The sequence below is a fragment of the Novosphingobium sp. Gsoil 351 genome, assembly GCF_009707465.1.
Classification (GTDB): domain Bacteria; phylum Pseudomonadota; class Alphaproteobacteria; order Sphingomonadales; family Sphingomonadaceae; genus Novosphingobium.
The window spans coordinates 130,205-150,126 of record NZ_CP046120.1 but is presented as its reverse complement, the minus strand read 5'-3'; the positions used below and the strand labels follow the sequence as shown (position 1 = coordinate 150,126).

The following is a 19,922-nucleotide window of genomic DNA, read 5'->3' as shown; positions in this document are numbered from 1 at the left end:
CGTTACCCGAAAGATTTCTGCACCGGCGCGTCTCCCGAGGCGTCGGGTAGCGTCCAGATGCCCACGTTGACCAGTAGGACCGCGACGAGCAGCGCCATCAGCGCAGGACGCCTCCGCTCGCCGCGCCGCCAAAGTGCGATGGCGCCGCCCGTCAGGGCTATCGCAGCAAGCATCGCCAGCGAGAGCGCTGCCGACAGCAGGGGCTAACGCCTACCGCCGAGCACTGAGCCGAGCACGCTGCCCAGAATGCTCCCGCCCAGGCCGCCGCCTTGTCCACCGGCCAATCCTCCAAGGATCGGCCCAAGCACTGAACCTAGCCCGCCCCCTGCTTGCGCGATTGTGAGGACAGGTAACCCGCGACTAGCATCGCGAGGATGGGCAGCATCTTTTTGAGCAGAGCCGGATCTAGGCCGCTGTGCTGGGCGGCGTGGCCGGCGACATCACGGCTGACTTCTTTCGATCCGAAGATCTGGCCGAGGATCGTGTTGCCCTTGTCGATCTCCGTCGGTTCTGGGCCGGTGACGTTGCTGGCCAAGGCGCCACCACCCAAGGATTCGAGGATTGCGCCAATCCCTCCAGTACCGCTCTCGCTTTCTTGCACCGAGCTGTTTCCAAAGCCGCGCAGGATGGAGGGCAGCAATGCACTCGCGCCTTGCTCCGCTTGGGCCTCCGAAATGCCGAGCTGGCTGGCGATCGCGCCTATTCCGCCCTGCGAGCGGAGGATTTGAGTCAGATCCATGGATTCGTCCTCTCATCCCGTCCCCGCAGGCTGTACCCGCTTGCCAAGGCTAGGCAATGCGGAACCTTTGTCGCCGCCGAACGCTTGGGAGTGGGCGCACCCGTTTGGGATGAGGAGCACTGGCGATGAGCATTTTCGGCAAGATCAAGGATGCGATCTTCGGCCACAAGGCGCAGGCCCAGACACCGCCGCCGGCAAGCGCAGCGTCAACCGAAGGCGGAACCATTGCTCCGCAGCCCCAGCCGGCCACTCCCGCCGCGGTTTCCGAGGTGGATGTCCAACAGAATCTGGAGCAGATGGGTCAGGGCAAGAACCTCAACTGGCGGACTTCGATCGTCGATCTGATGAAGCTGCTTGGCATCGATTCGAGCCTGGACAACCGCAAGGAACTCGCCCGCGAGCTCGGCTACACGGGCGATCTTGACGGCAGCGCTGAGATGAACATCTGGTTGCATAAGGCGACGATGAAGGAGCTGGCCAAGAATGGTGGCAAGGTTCCGGCGGAATTGACGGACTGAAAACCGTCCCATCCTCCAACCCCGCTCGTGTCGAGCGAAGTCGAGACAGACTGGCCTAGCGCAAGATGCCTCGGTCGTGCTCGACATGAGCGGAATATGGGAAGTGCCAGATCGCTAAACCTCCAGCGCGTGGATCTCGGCGCGGCGCCGATCGCCGTCGCGCCGGACCACAAGCGCGGAATACTCGGGCACTTCGATCCAGGTGGCGATGTCGCGGGTGAGCGGTTCGGAGGCCACAATGATACTGTCCGCGCTGGCCGCGCCTCCGACCAGTTTCCACTCGTCGCCATGCAGGCCATAGTCGCGCCCGAAGGTGTACCACATCGACAGAAACTGCATCGTACCCTGCAGCCGCGCCTGTTCGAACCGGCCGAAGTCGAAGGTATAGCGTACCGCGATCAGGTTGACACCGTCGCAAAAAATCAGGTTGCATGACGATGACCGGGTGATCCCGTGCCTTGCGCGGACGTCGCGCACGATGGCAAGCGCCTGCCCGATCGCGGCCAGGATCGCGTCGGGCTCGTTGATCCGGTACGGGTCTGCCAACCCGGATACGGTCAGCGCATAGAGCCACTCGCTGTCGGTTGAGCCCTGGATATGCTGGGCCAGCTCGGGACGAACGTGCTCGACCAGATCGAAGCGCATCGTCCGGAACCCCGCAAGATCGCCGTTGTGGGCCATCGCCAGCGGCACTCGGTCGAACTTGAACGGATGGACGTTCTGTTCGTTGATTTGCACGCTCGAGTTGTATGGCACCCCCCGGATATGCGCGAGCAAGGCATGCGGAGCGACTTTGCTAGCGAGCAGCTTGAGATTGCGGTCGAACACCCCGACCTGGGTAGTGCGATAGACGAACGGGCTGTCCGGCCCATGGCTCGCCGGGTCCCACGCCGCCATCCCGAACCCGGCCAGGTTGAGCATGTCGAGCATTTGCGCGTGGATGATCTGGTTGAGCAGCGCCGAATCGGGCGAATAGAGCAAGTCCTCGAGCAGCACTGGGGTGCCAAGGTAGCTGACGATGCGGCACATCAGGCGGCGCTCCCCGCTTGCCGGCCGACCGCGTTGAAGGCAGCTAACGCGAGCGCGCGGCCGAGGTGGCGGGTGGCGCGCCGCTGGTCGCGGACCAACTGGCGATCCACCCCCGCCAATACCGCCAGTTCGACTGGCCCGGGCGCGGTACGCCATGCTGCGAAGCGTTCGGCGGACACGCGCAGGAGAAGCGCGTCCTCGGCCACCGACAACACCAGCCGCTGCGCCCCACCATCGATTACCGCTACCAGCCCGGCCCACTCGCCGGGACCGTGGATCGTCACCTGTTCCTGCCGCTCTCCACGGTCGAATGCTGCACGCACTGCGCCGCGGACAACCAGCCACGCGCCCTCATCGGGGGGCAGCGGGGTTCCCCGCGAAACCGCCAGGCCCACGCCCTGCGCCAGGAATGCCGCGCCGGCGACGTCGTCGAATGCCGCGAACCTGCCGAGCACGCGGAGCATTTCGATATCGAGCGCGATCGGCGCCATGTCGCCGGGCAGCGGCGCGGCGCGCAGTTCGCTGGATTCTGTGACCGCCTCAGCAGCGAGCCGCTCGATCGTGGCCCGAGTCCGCGCGGCAACCAGCGTGCGGAGCCGGTCTACCGCTTCGACCGAACCCGCACGGCCCTCGTCGAGCATCGCGATAAAGCTGCGCGCGGGCACGAACAGTCCCGCGCTGTCTTCCACCGCCGACACCCGCGCCGAGCGCGGACCAGGATCGAGCAGCGCGAATTCGCCGACGACCTCGCCAGGCGCGATCCGGCTGACTTGCGCCTCCTCGTCGCCGGGCATCCGCGCGGCGATTTCAAGCAGGCCGGTTGCAACCACGAACAGCCCACGGGGTGGATCGCCCTGGCGAAACAGCACTTCGCCCGCGCGGATCGCGAAGGGCGTGGCCATCTGCCGCAGTTCGTCCAGTGCTTCGGCGCTCAGCCCCGCGAACAGGACAGCCCGGTCCAGCGCATCCCCCAACGGCTCACCCCCAGCGCGTGCGAGTCGCGAGCTTAGCGCGTTCGCAGCGGCGGGCTAGCCCTTCCCGAACAGTCCCTTGGCCATTCCGGCCAGGTCGTTGAGGGGTTGCCGTCACCATCTTTGTCAAGAATCCCAAGGATATTCGAGGCTTGCGGGTTATCCTTGAGCATTTGTGCGAACTGCCCGAGAGAGCCCTCGCCGCCGATCTGCGCGACGATGCTGCTCAGCGTGCCGGTGTCCAATCCAGTCTTGGCCGCCGCGGCTTCGACCGTGTCGCCCGGCTCCGTATGCGCTTGGCCGAGCGCGGCGATCGCCTTTTCGGCCATCGCCGGATCGATCCCCAACTTGCTTGCCATGTTGGCGATGTCGACGTGTTCGCTAACCTGGCCGAGATTGCTGTCGAAAATGCCCATGATACGGTTCCGCCTCTGTGAGTGGCCCGTCGCGCATCGTGCGCCCTCATTGTGACGATTCCAAGCAGCAATGGGCCGAAGCTCCGGTTCGACCCAAGTGCGTCGCGCCTCAACCGAAAACAGTCGCTTGCGCGAGTAGAACCGCAGCGGCCAGTCGCGGCGGCCGCGATCACTGGCGAGCAGGACATTGACCTTGTCGACCAACGTTTCACAGCGGCACGCGGCAAGATGATCGCGCACGGCCACTATCGAAACCTGGGTGATCGTCTCGTGATAACCTTGGGTGTCGTCGTTCATTCCGCCGACGCTTTCGTTGTAGCGTCGGATCAGCGCGGGTAAATCGCGTTCAGGGTCGCGTTCAGGCTTTCGAGGATCAGCCATAGGCTAGTGGCTAGGTGCGCCTCGTGGGTCCACTCAGCCCGCGGTAGCGACCGAGTGAAAAAACCTTCACCGACGCGGCGCACCGCATCGTCGTCGGCAAAATAACGGATCGGATGGTCGATCATCGGAAAATCGCGGGCTTTTTGTGGACCGGGAATTTCCGGACCGGATCAGGCTGCGACGGGGGCCGCCTGGCGGACGCCTTCATCGACGTGCTCGGCAAATTGCGCGAAGTTGTCGATGAATTGGCCGACCAGCGTTTGCGCCGTCTGATCGTATTGGGCTGGATCGGCCCAAGCTCCGCGCGGATCGAGCAGCTTGCTGTCCACTCCCGGGACGCTAACCGGAACCTCGAATCCAAAGTTGGGGTCCTTGCGGAACTCGGCGGTGTTGAGGCTGCCGTCGAGCGCGGCGTTGAGCAGCGCGCGCGTCGCCTGGATCGGCATCCGCTTGATCCCCGGCATCGTGGCCTTGCCGCCTGACCAGCCGGTGTTGACCAGCCAGCAGGTGACGTTGCCCTTGGCTATCCGCTCTTTGAGCAGGTTGCCGTAGACCGACGGGTGACGCGGCATGAACGGCGCACCGAAGCAGGTGCTGAACGTCGCCTCGGGCTCGGTCACCCCGATCTCGGTCCCCGCGACCCGCGCGGTATAGCCCGACAGGAAATGGTACATCGCCTGGTCCGGGGTCAGCCGCGCGATCGGAGGCAGCACGCCATAGGCGTCGGCTGTAAGCATGATGATGTTGGCTGGTACCGGGCCGAGGTTCTCGGCCGAGGTGTTGGGGATGAACTCGAGCGGATACGAACCGCGGCTGTTTTCAGCGAGGCTGGCGTCGTCGAAATCGAGCTCGCGGCTCTCCGGGTCCATCACGACATTCTCAAGCACAGTGCCAAATCGCTTGGTGGTGGCGAAAATCTCGGGCTCGGCCTCGGGCGAAAGCCGGATCATCTTGGCGTAGCAACCGCCCTCAAAGTTGAACACCGCGGTATCCGACCAGCCGTGCTCGTCGTCGCCAATCAGGGTGCGGCTGGCGTCGGCGGAGAGCGTGGTCTTGCCCGTGCCCGAAAGCCCGAAGAATACCGCGGTCTTGCCGTCGGCGCCGATGTTGGCCGAGCAGTGCATCGGCATCACGCCCTGTGTAGGGAGCAGGTAGTTGAGGATGCCGAAAACGCTCTTCTTCATCTCGCCCGCATACTTCGTGCCGCCGATCAGGATCAGCTTTTCGGAAAAGTTCACCGCGATTACTGTCTCGGTGCGGCAGCCGTGGCGCGCGGGGTCGGCGCGGAAGCTGGGCAGGTCGATGATCGTGTATTCGGGCACGAAACCGGCCAGTTCGTCTTTCGTCGGGCGGACCAGCAGCGTGCGGATGAACAAGTTGTGCCAGGCGAGCTCATTGATCACGCGCACGTTGACCCGATATTCGGGCTGCGATCCGCCGAACAAGTCGGCGACGTAAAGCGTGTCCTTCTCGCCCAGCGCGGCGAGGAAATCGGCCTTGAGCGCAAGCGAACTGCTCGGGCGTCATGCTGGCGTTGGTCTTGCCCCACCAGATGCTGTTCTCGGTCTCGCCGTCGCGGACGAAGAACTTGTCCTTTGCCGAACGGCCGGTGTGTTGGCCGGTCTCGACCACCAACGGGCCGTCCTTGGCCAGCAAACCCTCGCCGTTGCGGACCGCCGCCTCGACCAGCGCCGAGGTGCCGAGGTTGGCGTGGACGGTGGCGCCGGTGGCGATACTCTGGGCGGACAGCGGGACGTGCAGTTCGGAACCTGACAAGGTGGGGGTCTCCTTGGGCGAAACGGGCGGCCGCCGCGAAGGCGTCGCCTGGTTGGATCATACGATCTGAGTGATACCCGCTGGCGCATAATCGCCTCGCGGGTCTCCGTCAAATGAGGCAATCGCGCGAAAAAGTTGCTGCATCGCGGCATTCGACCGGCAGGTGTTCAGCGGCGGCTAGCGGAGCTATGAGGCACCTCGATGCGCCACACGATCGCCCTCGTCGACGACGACCGCAATATCCTAACGTCGGTGTCGATCGCGCTCCAGGCCGAAGGCTACGCTACGCGGATCTACAGCGATGGGGAAAGCGCGTTGAAGGCGCTGAGTGAAAATCCGCCCGACTTGGCGGTCTGCGACATCAAGATGCCCCGGATGGACGGTCTCGAACTGCTCCGCCGTCTGCGCGAAAGCCCCGCCGGGGCCACGCTGCCGGTGATCTTCCTGACCAGTAAGGACGACGAGGCGGACGAAGCGCTGGGCCTGGCCAGCGGCGCCGACGACTATATCGCGAAGCCCTTCAGCCAGCGCCTGTTGATCGCACGGATCGCCGCGATCCTGCGTCGAGCCGACCTGACCCGGCGCATCGCGGCGGGCGAGGATGGCAATGGTCCCGGGGGCGAGGCCCTGCCGGACAAGTTGGAGCGCGGACGGCTCACGATGGACCCGGCGAGGCACGAGGTGACCTGGGCAGGACGGCCAGTGTCGCTGACCGTCACGGAGTTCCTCATCCTCGAAGCGCTCGCCCAGCGCCCCGGCGTGGTCAGGAGCCGCAACCAGCTAATGGACGCGGCCTATCACGAGGACGTTTTCGTCGACGATCGCACGGTCGACAGCCATATCAAGCGCTTGCGCCGCAAGTTCCGCCTGGCCGATCCTGGCTTCGCCGCGATCGATACGCTCTATGGCGCGGGATACAGCTTTGCCGATGACTAACATCGGCCGAGTTCCCCTGTCCCCTTGCCCCGAGCTGGTCGAAGGGCCGAAGTGAAGGACGGCGCTTCGACCAGCTCGGGGCGATCGGTGTTTCTGGGCAATGAGTGAGGGTGGTGCCCACGAAACCTCGGTGGACAGACTCTATTGGAGCCGCCGGTTCTCGCTCACCACGCGAATCCTGGCGCTAAACATCATCGCGCTCGCATTGATGGCCGGAAGCCTCTTTTACCTCGATTCGCTTCGCAAGCAGCTTATCGCCGAGCGTTTCAAGCTTGCCCGCAGCGAGGTCGAAATCATGAGCGATGCGCTTTCCGAAGCGCGCGAGGCGCAGCGTCGTCCTCTGCTGGCCAGAATCGCGCGCGAACAGAAGCTGCGACTGCGGCTCTACGACGCGCACGGGCGGCTAGTCGCCGACAGCTTCGCGATTTCCGAGCCCGCCTTCGCGTTCGTCGATCCGGCGCGCGAGCCGTGGTATCAGCACGCGGCGCGCGGGCTCGATCGGACTGTTGATTGGCTGGTCACCGCGCCCCGCATCGAAGACTATCGCGAGCCGGCCCGCGACGATGCCACTCACTGGCCCGAAATCGCCGCAGCGAGGATGGCGGCAGCCAGCGTGGTGCGTCTGCGCTATGCCCCGGACCGAACCCCGGTCATCAACGCCGCCGCCCCCGTCGGCATTCGCGGTGAGACGCTGCTATCGACCCGCAACGCCCGCGATGTCACCCAAGCGATCCGCGACGCGCGCCAGACCCTGGCGATAGTGGTTGCGGTAGCACTGCTGCTTTCGGTCCAACTATCGCTGTTCCTCGCCCGCACCATCGTCAAGCCTCTGCGCGCGCTGGTCCGCGCTGCGGTGCGCGCGCGGCTGGGTCGCGACCGTGAGGTGGTGGTGCCGCGCCTTCCCGAGCGCGGTGACGAGATCGGTCTGCTGGCGCGGGCCTTCTCCGACACCGTAAGCGCCCTGCGCCAGCGGATAGATGCAGGCGAGAGCTTCGCTGCAGATGTCAGCCACGAACTCAAGAACCCACTCGCGTCGCTGCGCAGCGCGCTGGAGTCGCTGGCCAAGGTCGACGATCCGGACTTGCGTGAGAAGCTCCATGCGATTGCCGCGCACGATGTCCAGCGGATCGACCGCCTGATCAGCGAAATCGCCGACGCCAGCCGGATCGACGCCGAACTGAGCCGCGCGCGGTTCGAACCGGTCGATCTCCCTGCGCTTGCGCAGAGGCTAGTCGCCGAGCGCGACGGCCGCCTGGCGAGCGGCGGAACTCGGGTGACGATGTCCGGCGCCGCGGCGCCCGCCTCGATTCGTGGCGACTCTGCCCGGCTCGAGCGGGTGATAGACAATCTGATCGACAACGCTCTGTCGTTCTCGCCCCCGGACGGCGTGGTCCAGGTCGGCATTGCCCGCCTAGGCGGCAAAGTGATCCTAACGGTCGCCGACGACGGCCCCGGAGTGCCTCCCGGCGAGCGCGAGGCAGTGTTCGAGCGGTTCCACTCGGTGCGCCCGCCCAGCGAGGCGTTCGGCGGGCACAGCGGGCTGGGCCTGGCAATCGCCCGGACCATCGTCGAGGCGCACGAGGGGGACGCTGCGAATCGTCGATGACCCCGACGGCCCGGAGGGCGCGCTCTTCGTGGCCGAGTTTCCTGCGCTGGGAGCAGGCAATTGACCGGCCAGTTGCATCAGGCGACTTGCGTCGCGATCCGAGGGCGCGGGGTGTTGATCGAAGGACGCCCGGGTTCGGGCAAGTCGAGCCTAGCGCTGGCGCTTATCGATCGCGGCGCGGTCCTTGTCGGCGACGACGGCGTGATGATTGCGCGCGAGGGTGACGTCTTGATCGCCTCGCCCGCGCCAGCCATTGCCGGAAAGCTTGAAGTCCGCAACGTCGGTCTGCTTTCGTTTCCTACGGTGGCCCGCGTCCCCGTCGCGCTCGTCATCGGGCTCGATCCAGCCGCCCCGCGCTTTCGCGACGCCCCGGCCTGGCAGGAACGGTTGGGCTGTCGCATCCCGGCGATCTCGCTGTGGCCCGATTCCCCTATCCTCGCACTACGCGCCGAACTGGCGCTGCGCACCTACGGGTTGCCCTGATCGAAGCAAACCGGGACACCTTCCGCACCCGCTCTTCCCTTGGGCAAGGCGATGGCGCAAAGGCCCGCAATCATGCCGAGCGAGTCATCTAGCGCCCCGCAACGCATTCTGCTGGTCACCGGCCTGCTCGGCGCGGGGAAGACCACTGCGCTAAAGGTGCTCGAGGACCTCGGTTGGGAGACGATCGACAACTTTCCGGTCCGCCTGCTGGGCCGCCTCCTAGCGACGCGCCCGAGCGGCGATGACAATGCCGCGCCACTGGTGATCGGCTTCGACAGCCGGACCCGCGGGTTCGATCCCCTCGCCATCATCGACCAGGTGAAACGCCTCGCGCGACGCGGTGAGATCGACGTCACTACCTTGTTCCTCGACTGCGCGGGTACCGAACTGGAGCGGCGCTACAACGAAACACGCCGTCGCCACCCGATGGCCCAGGATCGCCCAGTGATCCAGGGCGTCGCCGCCGAGCGCGAACTGCTCGAGCCATTGCGCGGCTGGGCCGACGTGGTCATCTCCACTACCGACTTTTCCGCCAACCAGCTTCAGCAAGCGATCCGCGATCGTTTCTCGCCGATCGCGGATCACGGAACCACGATCACGATTAGCAGCTTCGGATTCGCCCGCGGCACACCGCCACTCGCCGATTTCGTGTTCGACGTGCGCTTTCTCGACAATCCCCACTGGATCGACGCGCTCCGTCCGCTGACCGGTCAGGACGAGGCGGTCGCCGCGCACATCCGCGCCGACCCCGCTTGGCCGGCCGCGTTCGCGCATATCCGCGACCTGCTGCTGTTGGTGCTGCCGCGCTACATTGCGCACGGCAAGGCCTACCTCAACATCGCGGTCGGCTGCACCGGCGGTCGCCATCGTTCGGTGTTCACCGCCGAAGAGATCGCGAAGGCCTTGCGCGCCGCCGGATTTGCGCCCACATTGCTGCATCGCAACCTGGCCGCGCGGTCGATCGATCAGATCGAGGACGCGGCGGCACGATGATTCCCGGGGCCCGCATCATTCGTCTTTTCTTCCTGTCGATCCAGGCAGCACCGTCAAGCGCGGGTTCAAGCGCGCGCGCTGATGGCTGTGAGTTTCCCGCAATGGAGCACTGCTGATTCCATGATCGGCCTCATTCTGGTTACCCACGGCCGCCTGGCCGAGGAATTCATCAATGCGATGGAGCACGTCGTCGGTGCGCAGGGCGACATCGCCGCGGTGTGCATCGGCCCGCATGACGACATGGAGAAACGCCGCAAGGAGATCGCCGACGCCATCCGACGGGTCGATTCGGGCGGCGGCGCGATCGTCCTTACCGATCTGTTCGGCGGCACCCCCTCCAACCTGGCGATCTCGCTGATGCAGGCAGGCCGGGTCGAGGTAATCGCCGGAATCAACCTGCCGATGCTGATTCGCCTGGCGGGCGCGCGCAAGTGCATGAGCGTCGAGGCGGCCGCCCGTGCCGCGCGCGATGCCGGGCGCAACTACATCACCGTCGCCTCCGAATTCCTCGGGCAAGACGCCTGAGCATCGTGGGGGCCGGGGCTTGAGCGAAGCGCGCGAGACGGTGGTCATCACCAATCAGCGTGGGCTCCACGCCCGCGCCAGCGCAAAGTTCGTCAACGCGGTCGCGAAGCTACCCGACTCACTCACCGTCAGCGTATACAGGGACGGCGCGGAGGCCGCCGGCGGCAGCATCCTTGGACTGATGATGCTAGGCGCGGCCAAGGGCGATGCGATCGAGATCGTCGTCGGTGGCGAAGGGGCCGAGACCGCGCTGGCCAAGCTGGTCGGACTGGTCGTCGACGGCTTTGGCGAGGATTGAGGGCGCGGCCCTCGTGCGCACCATGCGCCGCCAGATCAGCGGATTTTCCAATCCCACCGTCAAGGCGATCCGCGCGCTGCGGGACAAGAAGCATCGCCGCGAGGAGCGACGGTTTCTGGCGGAAGGCCTGCGCCTGCTGACCGATGCGCGCGAATGGGGGCGTATTCCCGAGATTTTGCTGATGGCCGAGGGTCGCGAGCCGCATCCCCTGCTCGACGCGCTCGAACGTGCGGTCGACGATGCCGGTGGCGAGGTCCTGGAACTGACGCCCGAACTGCTCGCCAAAGTCACCGGGAAGGAAAACCCGCAGGCGGTAGCGGGGGTTTTCGCCGAATGGCCAACCGCGCTCGACGCGATCGATCGCACCGCGCCGCTGATGCTGGTCGCCCAGGCGCTGCGCGATCCGGGCAACCTCGGGACGATGCTGCGCACCGCCGACGCGGTCGGCGCGGGCGGACTGATTCTGCTCGACGACTGCGCCGATCCGTTCTCGGTCGAAGCGGTTCGCGCGAGCATGGGTGCGATCTTCACGGTGCCGATCGCCAAGGCGCGGTGGGACGAGTTCCTGCCATGGCTGCGCGCCGGTCCCAGCCAATTGGTGGGAGCGTCGCTGCGAAAGGCCGTCCCATTCCGCCGTGCGGCCTACCAGGCACCCTGTTTTATCCTGGTCGGCAACGAATCGCGCGGGTTACCCGAAGACTACGAGGCGGCCTGCGATCTGCGCGTGACGATGCCGATGCGCGGTCGCGCCGACAGCCTAAACGCCGCGGTTGCCGCGGCGGTGCTCGCTTACGAGGTCGATGCGGCGCTGCGCCCGTAGAGCGATCGGCGGGCTGTATGATCCGCTCGACACGAGCGGATTGGATGCTGCATTTCACGCAGGGCGCCTAATCGCCGGCGATCAGCGCAGTAATCCGGTAGGACCCACCCTCGCCTTTGTCGGCGATCAGGCGATAGTCGAGCAGGCTGCGAAGTTTGGCGGTGGCCACGAACCCGCTCGATCCGTCTCCGGCGGTCACTTGGGTATAACGCGCGGCGGGATCGAAACCGTCGTCCTTGAGCGTCACCAGCGCCCAGTCGAGCAGGCGCACTTCGGATGCGGCGGGCGAAGGCTTGCGCCGCAAAGGAACCTCGTTGCCGGTGACCAGCATCGTCCGCCCGGGATCGACGTCGTCGGGCACGCGTGAGAAGATCGCGGGGAGCGTCGCGACGGTGCCGTCGGCCGCGCAACCGAGCCGGGCGAGCGCGGCAATTTCGCCCCATAACGCACCCTTCGGATCGATGAGCCGCTTGCGTAATTCGTCGAGTCCGGCACCTCCCCCGAAGTCGAGGTGGATGGCGGGATCGGCCAGCGCAACGAGCGCATCGGCATCGCGCTTGGCCGTCGCGGCGAACAGCGCCTCGCGGAACGCAGGGTATCCTGGCAACCGCACGCATTCGTCCCGCGGGACAAACGCCACGAGCGGCTTGGCCCAATCGCGGGCCTCGACGGCAGGCGACTCGCTGGCGGTGGGGGGTGGAACCGGCGCGGCGGATGGGGTCGCGGGTGGAGCGACCGGCGGCGCCAACGCCTCGGGAATTGCGCTCCGCGCGGTTTCGGGTGGAACTGCAGCCCGATCACAGGCTGCCAGCAGAGCCAGCGCGGCCGCCAACGTCGTCAGCCCCCTGCCTCGCATTACCCGGTGTCCCGCGCTGCCTCGCTCGCCGCTTCCTCAATGAGCAGCGCCTCGCCCGGTTCCGAAGCGTTCATGACATCGCCATGACGCGGCAACGCATCCACCAGCGGGACGTCTTCGATCTCCCGCTTGCCGATCTCGATCCCTTTGTCGCGCAGGCGGCGACCCGAGGTGAGGACGTTGCGTTCGAAACTGCCGACGAAATCGTTGTATTTGCGCACCGCGCGATCGAGCCCTCCTCCCATGCCCTTGAGGTGTTCGGCGGCGGTGGCGAGGCGATCGTAGAGCTCGCCTCCGGCCCTGCCGATCTCGACCGCCTCGCGTGCGATCGTGTCTTGCTTCCACACCATCGCCACGGTTCGCGCAATCGCCACCAGATTGGTCGGCGTGGCGAGCAGAACCTTGTTGCGGAACGCGAAATCCCACAGCTCGGGGTCGTGCTCCAGCGCCGCCGAGACGAAATGCTCGCCGGGCACGAACATCACGACATAGTCGGGCGCTTCGGCGAACTGACTCTGATAGCCCTTGGCCCCCAGCGTCTGGACATGGTTGCGCATCGACCGCGCGTGCAGATCGAAGTGCCGCTTGCGCTCTGCATCGTCGTTCGATTCGAACGCGGCCTGGTAGGCGTTGAGTGAGACTTTGGCGTCGATCACCAGCTTCTTCTGGCCGGGCACGTGCACGATCGCATCGGGCCGGAGGCGGCCGTCTTCGGTATCGATCGAATGCTCGAGATCGAAGTCGGTGTGCTCGGTCAGCCCGCATTGTTCGAGCACGTTCTGGAGCGCCCGCTCGCCCCAGCGCCCGCGCGCCTTGGGGGCGTTGGTCAGCGAATTGCCGAGCCGCTGCGCCTCGGCCCGGATCGCCTCCTGCCCGGCGCGCATGCCTTCGATCAGACCCGAAAGATTGCCGAAAGCATCGACCCGCTCACGCTCGAGCTTGCGAACCTGCTCTTCGTAGAGCGTCAACTTCGCCCCGACGGGCTCGAGCAGCGCCTTGATCCGCGCCTCGTTCTTGTCTTCCGATTGGGCGAACCGCTCGCCCGCTCGATCGAGAAAGGATTTCTGCGCGCCTTCAAGCACTTTGGCCCCGGCATTCTGAAACTCTTTGAGTAACAATTCGCGAGCCTCGATCAGCAGCCGTTCGCGATCGGCGAAGTTCGCCGCGTCGGCTCGCAGCCGCGCGATTTCGGCGCGCAAACCTTCGCGATCCTCCCGCGCTCGATCAAGATCGTTCGCCATCGAGTCGGCGCGCGCAGCGCGTTCGCTCATCGTCGCCAATTCCGGCACCATTCGCGCCAACCGCTCTCCGACCTCGCGCGCCTCGGCGTCACGCTCTGCATGGCGCGCGCGCCAAACGGCTGCGGGTCGCGAACCGGCGAACCAGCCCAGCGCCGTCCCGGCAAGAAGGCCAACGCACAGTGCGATGAGGGCGATAACAGTCGGGTTCACCAAGGCGTCCGGAAAAGAGAACGGAACGCGAACCTACGCGGCGAAACCCTACATTGCAAGCGCAGCAGCGCTCACGCCGAATGCAACAGGGAACATGGTGGCGCTCACGCCGCCTGGCGCAGCTTTTGCAGTTTCTTCAGCGCCATCTGCCGTTTCAGGCGGCTGAGGTGATCGATGAACAGGATGCCTTCGAGATGGTCCATCTCGTGCTGGAGGCAGGTCGCCCACAAGCCGTCCATCTGCTCCTCGTGGACCTTGCCGTCGAGATCCTGCCAGCGGGCGCGGATCGCGGCCGGGCGTTCGACGTCGGCGTAGATTTCAGGAACCGAGAGACAACCTTCGCTATAGACATTAAGCTCTTGCGAGGGATCGAGAATCTCCGGATTCACAAATATGCGGGGCGCGCGCTTCACTGGCCGATGCGTGTGGCTCTCGCCGCCGTGGGCGTGGCATACCTCGGGCTCAGCGTCCTCGTCGGGTTCCTGCAAGTCTATGACCAGGAGGCGCAGCGGAACGCCGACCTGGATCGCGGCGAGACCGATCCCGGGGGCGTCGTACATCGTTTCGAGCATGTCGGCGGCAAGTGTGCGTAGGTCGTCGTCGAACGTCTCGACACGCTTGGAGACCAGCTTGAGCCGTGGATCGGGGATTTCGAGGATTTCGCGGATAGCCATGCCCGCCAGATAATCTCGCGCGGGGGATTCGGCAAGGAAGCGCGTTCGATCAATGCGGAACCCGGAGCGCGTCCGGCGGTTCGAACCGCACGAGCGAAAGAAGCCGAGCGATGACCCAATCCGCCGAAATCGAAAAACTCGAAATCCGCTTTTGGCAGTCCATGGTCGACAAGGACGCCAAGACCGCGGCGACGATGATCGCCGAGGAATGCCTGATCACCGGCCCCATGGGATCAATGCGGATCGACCCCGCCACGTACGAGAAAATGACCGAAGAAGGCCAGTGGACACTCGAAAAGTTCGCTTTCAGCGAAATGGACGTGATCTTTCCCGCCGACGACGTCGCGGTGATCGCCTACAAAGTCCACCAGACCGGCGAGATGCGGGGAGAGGCGATGGACCTGCACTGCGCAGACAGCAGCACCTGGGTGCGCGAAGGTGGCAACTGGAAGTGCGCGCTCCACACCGAGACGATCCTCGGCAAGCCCGGCGGCTAGCCCACCGGCCGCCTTGCGCGCAACGCTTGGGCGAGCGTTCCCTCGTCGAGGTAGTCGATCTCCCCCTACCGGCAGCCCGTGGGCGAGCTGGGTCAGGCGGATCGGATAACTCTCAAGCCGCTCGGCGATATAGTGCGCGGTCGTCTGGCCTTCGAGTGTGGCGTTGGTTGCAAGCACCACTTCGTCGATCCCACCCTCCGCCACCCGCGCGATCAGGCGGGCGATCGCGATATCTTCTGGCCGCACGCCATCGAGCGCCGAGAGCCGCCCGCCGAGCACGTGATAGCGTCCCTGGAACAGCTTGGCGCGATCGAGCGCCCACAAGTCGGCGACTTCCTCGACCACGCAGAGCTGGCGCTGGTCGCGGCGGCGATCGGCGCAGATCGCGCAGGGATCGCGGGTATCGACATTGCCGCAGATGCCGCACTCGACGAGCGCACCCTGCACCGAGTTCAGCGCCGAAACGAGCTGGACCAACGCGGTTTCGCGCCGTTTGATCAGCCACAGCACCGCACGTCGCGCCGAGCGCGGGCCGAGGCCGGGAAGCTTGGCCAGGGCGGCGCTGAGGTTTTCGATTTCCGAGGAAGCCATATCTCCCTTTACCGTTCAGGCTGAGGTTGTCGAAGCCCCGCTCTTCCCTTTCGACGGTGCAAAAGTAAGGACGGTCCTTCGACAAGCTCAGGAAGAACGGAATTGGGGTTGAAGGTCGTCTTCATGGGCACGCCGGAGTTCGCGGTGCCGACGCTGCGCGCGCTGGTCGAGGCGGGCCACGAGGTCGTCGCCACTTATACCCAGCCGCCACGCCCCGCCGGGCGGGGCAAGCAGTACCGCAAGTCGCCGGTGCAGCTCACCGCCGAACAGCTCGGCATCGCGGTGCGGCACCCAGGATCGCTCAAAGGTGCGGCGGAGCAAGCTGAGTTCGCCGCGCTCGGCGCCCATATCGCAGTGGTCGCAGCCTACGGCTTGATCCTGCCGCAGGCGGTACTCGACGCACCGCGCCTTGGCTGCCTCAACGTCCACGCCTCGCTACTGCCGAGATGGCGCGGCGCTGCGCCGATTCAGCGCGCGATTCTGGCTGGGGACACGCTGACCGGCGTGTGCATCATGCGAATGGAGGCTGGGCTGGATACCGGGCCGGTGTTGGCGACCGCCGAAGTTGCGATCGACCGGAAGACCGCGGGTGAACTCATTGAAGAGTTGGGTAAAGTCGGCGCAAGCCTGCTCGTGGAGGTGCTGAGCGATCTGCCCTCGCATCCTCCAGTTGCACAGCCCGAAGACGGCGTAACGTACGCAAAAAAGATCGACAAGGCCGAGAGCCGGATCGATTTCCATCAAACCGCCGAACAAGTCGGCCGCCAAGTCCGCGCCTTCGCGCCCGCGCCAAGCGCGTGGTTCGAATTGGGGGGCGAACGGTTTCGCGTACTTGCGGCGGAAGTCGTTGAAGGTACCGGTCTACCGGGGACGGCGCTCGACGATCGGCTGACCATCGCCTGCGGCGATGGCGCGATCCGCCCGACCTCGATCCAGCGGGCGGGACGTTCCGCGATGGCAACCGCGGACCTGCTGCGCGGCAAGTCCATCGCTCAGGGCACCTTGATCGTATGACCCAAACCCGGCCATCCCGAGCGAAGTCATGGAGCTAAGCTTCCGGTGACCCGCTTCGCCCTAACCCTCGAATACGACGGCGGCCCGTTCATGGGACTTCAGCGCCAGCCGCACGGGGCCAGTGTGCAGCAGGCGGTCGAGGAGGCGGCGTTTGCGGTGCTGGGCGAACAGGCGACGCTCCACGCCGCGGGGCGCACCGATACCGGGGTCCACGCCCTGGCGATGCGCGCGCATATCGATGTCGCCAAGGCCATCACGCCGTTCCGGCTTATGGAAGCGCTCAACGCGCGACTGCGGCCTAACCCCATCGCGGTGCTGGCGTGCGAGACCGTGCCCGACGATTGGCATGCGCGGTTCTCGTGCATCGGGCGGCGATATCGCTATCGCATCGTCAACCGCCGCGCGCCGCTTGCGCTCGCCACCGGACGAGCTTGGCCGATCGCCCGGCCTCTCGCCGCAAACGCTATGAACGATGCCGCACAAGTGTTGGTCGGACATCACGATTTCACCACGTTCCGCTCGGCGCATTGCCAAGCGCTCAGCCCGCTGAAGACGCTCGATGCTCTGGCTGTCCGGCGCGAAGGCGAAGAGGTCCTGATCGAGGCGGCAGCGCGCAGTTTCCTCCATCACCAGGTCCGTTCGATGGTGGGTTGCCTCGCGCTGGTCGGTCAAGGGAAATGGACCCGCGCCGATCTCGCCGTGGCGCTGGAAGCGCGTGACCGCGCACATTTGGGTTTCAATGCGCCACCCGATGGGCTCTACTTCGTGGCTGCAATCTATCCGGGAGAGAACCAATGACCGTCCAGGGCAAACAACTGCTCACCACCCTCGCCGCCGACGGCACGCTGACGGTCGAAATCGCACCCAAGACCTTCGACGATCCGACCGGCAGCCAGGTGCTGATCGAGGTCGAGGCGGCGCCGATCAATCCATCCGACCTTGGCCTGCTGTTCGCCAGCGCCGATACCGCCAACGCGACATATTCACCAGGCAAGGTCGTCGCGAAAATGCCCGACAACGCCACCCGCGCGATGAAGGCGCGGCACGGCCTCGCAATGCCCGCGGGTAACGAGTGCGCCGGGACCGTGATCGCGGCGGGCGACGATCCGCAGGCTCAGGCGCTGATCGGCAAGCGGATCGCCTGCGTGCCCGGCACCGCCTACGCCACGCACGCGATCGCCGATGCTCGGATGGCGATGCCGCTGGCCGATGGCGTCACCGCCGAGCAGGGCGCGTCGAGTTTCGTCAATCCGATGACCGCGCTGGGTTTCGTCGAGACGATGAAGCTGGAAGGCTACACCGGGATCGTCCACGCCGCGGCCGCCTCCAACCTTGGCCAAATGCTCGTCAAGATCTGCCGGGAAGATGGCATTCCGCTGGTCAACATCGTCCGCAGCGCCGAGCAGGCCAAGATTCTTACCGATCTCGGCGCGACGCATGTGCTCGACATGACCGACGCCGATTTCATGCCCAGGCTGATCGACGCGATCGCCGAGACCAAGGCGATGATCGGGTTCGATCCGATCGGCGGAGGGACGCTGGCGGGGCAGATCCTGACTGCGATGGAAGCCGCCGCCAGCCGCGGCGCAGCGTTCAGCCGCTATGGTTCGAGCGAGGCCAAGAAGGTGTACATCTACGGCGCGTTGGACTTGGGGCCAACGATCCTAAACCGCGCGTTCGGGCTGACCTGGGACCTGTCGGGCTGGCTGCTGACCCCGTTCATGGTCAAGGCTGGGATGGAGATCGTCGGCCGGATGCGCGCGCGCGTGATGAAGGACCTGACGACGACGTTTGCCAGCCATTACAAGGCGAAAGTCGGGTTGGAGGAGATGCTGACCAAGGAAGCGGTCAGCGACTACAACGCGCGGCGGACTGGGGAGAAATACCTGGTGGTGCCGAAGTAGGAATCTCTCTCTCTCTCTCTCTCTCTCTCTCTCTCTCTCTCTCTCTCTCTCTCTCTCTCTCTCTCGCGCGCGCCGTAAGGGGAGAAACACGAAGGCTTGCAAGCGCAGCGAGCTAGCCGGAGTTGAGAGAGGTATGTCTTGCGGACATCCCCTTCTCCCAACCCTCTCCCCTGAAGGGGAGAGGGCTTTGAGATCAGCCCTTCCCCACCACGCTTTCGGGCAAATCCGTCCCGAACACGCGCTGGTAGTATTCGGCGACCAGCATCCGTTCTGCCTCGTCGCACTTGTTGAGGAAGCTGAGACGGAAGGCGAAGCCGACGTCCTTGAATATCGCGGCGTTCTGCGCCCAGGTGATCACGGTGCGCGGGCTCATCACCGTCGAAATGTCGCCGTTGACGAATCCCTGGCGGGTGAGGTCGGCGACCTTGACCATGTCGGCGACGACTTTCGCATCGACGCCCTCTGACTTGGCGAGGACGATCTCAGCCTCGACCTGCGCGGGCAGGTAATTCAATCCGACGACGATGTTCCAGCGGTCCATCTGGCCCTGGTTGATCGCCTGGGTGCCGTGATACAGCCCGCTGGTGTCGCCGAGGCCGACTGTATTGGCGGTGGCAAACAGGCGGAACCACGGGTTCGGACGGATCACCCGGTTCTGATCAAGCAATGTAAGCTTGCCCTCGGTCTCGAGCACGCGCTGGATCACGAACATCACGTCGGGGCGGCCCGCGTCGTATTCGTCGAAAACCAGCGCGGTCGGCGTCTGGAGCGCCCAGGGGAGCAGGCCTTCGCGGAATTCGGTAACCTGCAACCCGTCGCGCAGCACGATCGCGTCGCGCCCGATCAGGTCGATCCGGCTGATGTGCGCGTCGAGGTTGATGCGTATGCACGGCCAGTTGAGCCGGGCGGCGACCTGCTCGATATGAGTCGATTTGCCGGTGCCGTGATAGCCCTGGACCATCACCCGGCGGTTGTGCGCGAAACCCGCCAGGATCGCCAGGGTGGTGTCCGGATCGAACACGTAGGCCGCGTCGTGATCGGGCACGCGCTCGTCCGCCTCGCTGAACGCGGGAACCATCATGTCGATGTCGAGGCCGAACACCTCGCGCACGCTGACGGTCTTGTCGGGGGCGCCGAGCACCGTCTGGTTGCGGCTGTCGGGCTGGATGTTGGGAATGTCGCTCATGGTCAGGTGCGGCCTATACGGGGCGATTGGCGGCTGCAATAACCAATGGGTTGCAAAATGCGACTCGTCGCGAAGCGCACCGCCGGGAAGTCACGGGAAGAGGTTCATGCAGGTCTTCGGCTTTCCGTTGTCGCCGTTCGTCCGCAAGGTGCACCTGGTAGCCGCCGAAAAAGGCATCGAGGTCGAGATGGTGGTAGTCGACCCGCGCAAGCCCGATCCTGATTTCCTTGCAGCCAGCCCATTCCGCAAGATCCCGGC

22 protein-coding genes and 3 pseudogenes are annotated in these 19,922 nt (G+C 65.4%); 13 read left to right on the top strand and 12 right to left on the bottom strand.

Annotation, left to right across the window (positions count from 1 at the left end):
- Window positions 1-2: 2 nt before the first annotated feature.
- Window positions 3-173 (bottom strand): hypothetical protein, encoded by a 171-nt coding sequence (locus tag GKE62_RS18370; protein WP_230206835.1) that lies wholly within the window; start codon window positions 171-173, stop codon window positions 3-5.
- Window positions 174-313: 140 nt separating this feature from the next.
- Complete coding sequence (locus GKE62_RS00730) at window positions 314-739, bottom strand: DUF937 domain-containing protein (RefSeq protein ID WP_230206834.1); 426 nt, start codon at window positions 737-739, stop codon at window positions 314-316.
- Window positions 740-864: 125 nt separating this feature from the next.
- Here GKE62_RS00730 and GKE62_RS00725 point away from each other — a divergent pair, with 125 nt between their 5' ends.
- Window positions 865-1,257 (top strand): DUF3597 domain-containing protein, encoded by a 393-nt coding sequence (locus tag GKE62_RS00725; RefSeq protein WP_154690581.1) that lies wholly within the window; start codon window positions 865-867, stop codon window positions 1,255-1,257.
- A gap of 114 nt (window positions 1,258-1,371) precedes the next feature.
- On the opposite strand, the gene GKE62_RS00720 is transcribed toward GKE62_RS00725, so the two are convergent.
- The 5 genes and pseudogenes from GKE62_RS00720 to GKE62_RS00700 form a co-directional block, all read right to left on the bottom strand.
- Entirely contained in the window at window positions 1,372-2,286 is a 915-nt protein-coding gene (locus tag GKE62_RS00720) for a class II glutamine amidotransferase (protein WP_195908541.1), read from the bottom strand.
- A complete protein-coding gene (locus GKE62_RS00715) occupies window positions 2,286-3,260 on the bottom strand; it encodes a cyclic nucleotide-binding domain-containing protein (RefSeq protein ID WP_154690579.1) in 975 nt (324 codons plus the stop codon). The genes GKE62_RS00720 and GKE62_RS00715 overlap by 1 nt, the downstream gene beginning before the upstream one ends.
- A gap of 32 nt (window positions 3,261-3,292) precedes the next feature.
- On the bottom strand, window positions 3,293-3,970 hold the full coding sequence (locus tag GKE62_RS19565; protein WP_370516035.1) for a hypothetical protein: 678 nt from the start codon (window positions 3,968-3,970) through the stop codon (window positions 3,293-3,295).
- 29 nt (window positions 3,971-3,999) lie between these two features.
- On the bottom strand, window positions 4,000-4,179 hold the full coding sequence (locus GKE62_RS18665) for a hypothetical protein (RefSeq protein ID WP_230206833.1): 180 nt from the start codon (window positions 4,177-4,179) through the stop codon (window positions 4,000-4,002).
- A 45-nt stretch (window positions 4,180-4,224) separates the two neighbouring features.
- Window positions 4,225-5,830 (bottom strand): annotated as a pseudogene (locus GKE62_RS00700) (phosphoenolpyruvate carboxykinase).
- 201 nt (window positions 5,831-6,031) lie between these two features.
- Here GKE62_RS00700 and GKE62_RS00695 point away from each other — a divergent pair.
- From GKE62_RS00695 to GKE62_RS00665, 7 genes are all read left to right on the top strand, one after another.
- Window positions 6,032-6,766 (top strand): response regulator transcription factor, encoded by a 735-nt coding sequence (locus tag GKE62_RS00695; protein ID WP_154690578.1) that lies wholly within the window; start codon window positions 6,032-6,034, stop codon window positions 6,764-6,766.
- Window positions 6,767-6,896: 130 nt separating this feature from the next.
- On the top strand, window positions 6,897-8,372 hold the full coding sequence (locus GKE62_RS00690; protein WP_230206832.1) for a stimulus-sensing domain-containing protein: 1,476 nt from the start codon (window positions 6,897-6,899) through the stop codon (window positions 8,370-8,372).
- 60 nt (window positions 8,373-8,432) lie between these two features.
- The gene (locus tag GKE62_RS00685; protein WP_154690577.1) at window positions 8,433-8,855 is read left to right on the top strand and encodes an HPr kinase/phosphorylase; all 423 of its coding nucleotides are present in this window, start codon (window positions 8,433-8,435) and stop codon (window positions 8,853-8,855) included.
- A gap of 51 nt (window positions 8,856-8,906) precedes the next feature.
- Window positions 8,907-9,848: an RNase adapter RapZ gene (gene rapZ, locus GKE62_RS00680; protein ID WP_230206831.1), complete on the top strand. Its 942-nt coding sequence runs from the start codon at window positions 8,907-8,909 to the stop codon at window positions 9,846-9,848.
- A gap of 120 nt (window positions 9,849-9,968) precedes the next feature.
- A complete protein-coding gene (locus GKE62_RS00675; RefSeq protein WP_154690576.1) occupies window positions 9,969-10,373 on the top strand; it encodes a PTS sugar transporter subunit IIA in 405 nt (134 codons plus the stop codon).
- A gap of 19 nt (window positions 10,374-10,392) precedes the next feature.
- Window positions 10,393-10,671, top strand: coding sequence for an HPr family phosphocarrier protein (locus GKE62_RS00670; protein ID WP_154690575.1), 279 nt, complete (start codon window positions 10,393-10,395; stop codon window positions 10,669-10,671).
- Window positions 10,672-10,693: 22 nt separating this feature from the next.
- Window positions 10,694-11,491, top strand: coding sequence for an RNA methyltransferase (locus GKE62_RS00665; protein ID WP_154693481.1), 798 nt, complete (start codon window positions 10,694-10,696; stop codon window positions 11,489-11,491).
- A gap of 67 nt (window positions 11,492-11,558) precedes the next feature.
- Here the strand turns inward: GKE62_RS00665 and GKE62_RS00660 are convergent, their stop codons facing one another.
- From GKE62_RS00660 to def, 3 genes are all read right to left on the bottom strand, one after another.
- Window positions 11,559-12,347: a hypothetical protein gene (locus tag GKE62_RS00660; RefSeq protein WP_154690574.1), complete on the bottom strand. Its 789-nt coding sequence runs from the start codon at window positions 12,345-12,347 to the stop codon at window positions 11,559-11,561.
- Window positions 12,347-13,798, bottom strand: a complete 1,452-nt coding sequence (rmuC, locus tag GKE62_RS00655; protein ID WP_154690573.1) for a DNA recombination protein RmuC — start codon at window positions 13,796-13,798, stop codon at window positions 12,347-12,349. Before rmuC ends, GKE62_RS00660 begins: the two co-directional genes overlap by 1 nt.
- 104 nt (window positions 13,799-13,902) lie before the next feature.
- Window positions 13,903-14,472 (bottom strand): peptide deformylase, encoded by a 570-nt coding sequence (def, locus tag GKE62_RS00650; RefSeq protein ID WP_154690572.1) that lies wholly within the window; start codon window positions 14,470-14,472, stop codon window positions 13,903-13,905.
- Between the two features lie 110 nt (window positions 14,473-14,582).
- Here def and GKE62_RS00645 point away from each other — a divergent pair, with 110 nt between their 5' ends.
- The gene (locus tag GKE62_RS00645) at window positions 14,583-14,969 is read left to right on the top strand and encodes a nuclear transport factor 2 family protein (protein WP_154690571.1); all 387 of its coding nucleotides are present in this window, start codon (window positions 14,583-14,585) and stop codon (window positions 14,967-14,969) included.
- Here the strand turns inward: GKE62_RS00645 and recR are convergent.
- Window positions 14,966-15,560: pseudogene (gene recR / locus GKE62_RS00640) on the bottom strand (recombination mediator RecR). The gene GKE62_RS00645 and the pseudogene recR sit on opposite strands and share 4 nt — an antisense overlap.
- Window positions 15,561-15,668: 108 nt before the next feature.
- On the opposite strand from recR, the gene fmt reads away from it, so the two are divergent.
- From fmt to GKE62_RS00625, 3 genes are read left to right on the top strand one after another with little or no spacing between them, the layout of a single operon-like run.
- Complete coding sequence (gene fmt / locus GKE62_RS00635; RefSeq protein ID WP_154690570.1) at window positions 15,669-16,574, top strand: methionyl-tRNA formyltransferase; 906 nt, start codon at window positions 15,669-15,671, stop codon at window positions 16,572-16,574.
- A 45-nt stretch (window positions 16,575-16,619) separates the two neighbouring features.
- Entirely contained in the window at window positions 16,620-17,372 is a 753-nt protein-coding gene (gene truA, locus GKE62_RS00630; RefSeq protein ID WP_154690569.1) for a tRNA pseudouridine(38-40) synthase TruA, read from the top strand.
- Window positions 17,369-18,478: a zinc-binding dehydrogenase gene (locus GKE62_RS00625; RefSeq protein WP_154690568.1), complete on the top strand. Its 1,110-nt coding sequence runs from the start codon at window positions 17,369-17,371 to the stop codon at window positions 18,476-18,478. The genes truA and GKE62_RS00625 overlap by 4 nt, the downstream gene beginning before the upstream one ends.
- Window positions 18,479-18,671: 193 nt before the next feature.
- Here GKE62_RS00625 and cobS read toward each other — a convergent pair whose 3' ends face one another.
- A complete protein-coding gene (cobS, locus tag GKE62_RS00620) occupies window positions 18,672-19,664 on the bottom strand; it encodes a cobaltochelatase subunit CobS (protein WP_154690567.1) in 993 nt (330 codons plus the stop codon).
- Here cobS and GKE62_RS19560 point away from each other — a divergent pair.
- Window positions 19,558-19,893: pseudogene (locus tag GKE62_RS19560) on the top strand (glutathione S-transferase N-terminal domain-containing protein); the annotation flags it as partial. The gene cobS and the pseudogene GKE62_RS19560 overlap by 107 nt on opposite strands.
- Between the last annotated feature and the right edge of the window lie 29 nt (window positions 19,894-19,922).

What these genes read in the sequence shown, in the direction of transcription:
- GKE62_RS18370 (WP_230206835.1), bottom strand. Translation starts at nt 173, where the DNA reads ATGCTTGCTGCGATAGCCCTGACGGGCGGCGCCATCGCACTTTGGCGG.
- GKE62_RS00730 (WP_230206834.1), bottom strand. Translation starts at nt 739, where the DNA reads ATGGATCTGACTCAAATCCTCCGCTCGCAGGGCGGAATAGGCGCGATC.
- GKE62_RS00725 (WP_154690581.1), top strand. Translation starts at nt 865, where the DNA reads ATGAGCATTTTCGGCAAGATCAAGGATGCGATCTTCGGCCACAAGGCG.
- GKE62_RS00720 (WP_195908541.1), bottom strand. Translation starts at nt 2,286, where the DNA reads ATGTGCCGCATCGTCAGCTACCTTGGCACCCCAGTGCTGCTCGAGGAC.
- GKE62_RS19565 (WP_370516035.1), bottom strand. Translation starts at nt 3,970, where the DNA reads ATGAACGACGACACCCAAGGTTATCACGAGACGATCACCCAGGTTTCG.
- GKE62_RS18665 (WP_230206833.1), bottom strand. Translation starts at nt 4,179, where the DNA reads ATGATCGACCATCCGATCCGTTATTTTGCCGACGACGATGCGGTGCGC.
- GKE62_RS00695 (WP_154690578.1), top strand. Translation starts at nt 6,032, where the DNA reads ATGCGCCACACGATCGCCCTCGTCGACGACGACCGCAATATCCTAACG.
- rapZ (WP_230206831.1), top strand. Translation starts at nt 8,907, where the DNA reads ATGGCGCAAAGGCCCGCAATCATGCCGAGCGAGTCATCTAGCGCCCCG.
- GKE62_RS00675 (WP_154690576.1), top strand. Translation starts at nt 9,969, where the DNA reads ATGATCGGCCTCATTCTGGTTACCCACGGCCGCCTGGCCGAGGAATTC.
- GKE62_RS00665 (WP_154693481.1), top strand. Translation starts at nt 10,694, where the DNA reads ATGCGCCGCCAGATCAGCGGATTTTCCAATCCCACCGTCAAGGCGATC.
- GKE62_RS00660 (WP_154690574.1), bottom strand. Translation starts at nt 12,347, where the DNA reads ATGCGAGGCAGGGGGCTGACGACGTTGGCGGCCGCGCTGGCTCTGCTG.
- def (WP_154690572.1), bottom strand. Translation starts at nt 14,472, where the DNA reads ATGGCTATCCGCGAAATCCTCGAAATCCCCGATCCACGGCTCAAGCTG.
- GKE62_RS00645 (WP_154690571.1), top strand. Translation starts at nt 14,583, where the DNA reads ATGACCCAATCCGCCGAAATCGAAAAACTCGAAATCCGCTTTTGGCAG.
- GKE62_RS00625 (WP_154690568.1), top strand. Translation starts at nt 17,369, where the DNA reads ATGACCGTCCAGGGCAAACAACTGCTCACCACCCTCGCCGCCGACGGC.
- cobS (WP_154690567.1), bottom strand. Translation starts at nt 19,664, where the DNA reads ATGAGCGACATTCCCAACATCCAGCCCGACAGCCGCAACCAGACGGTG.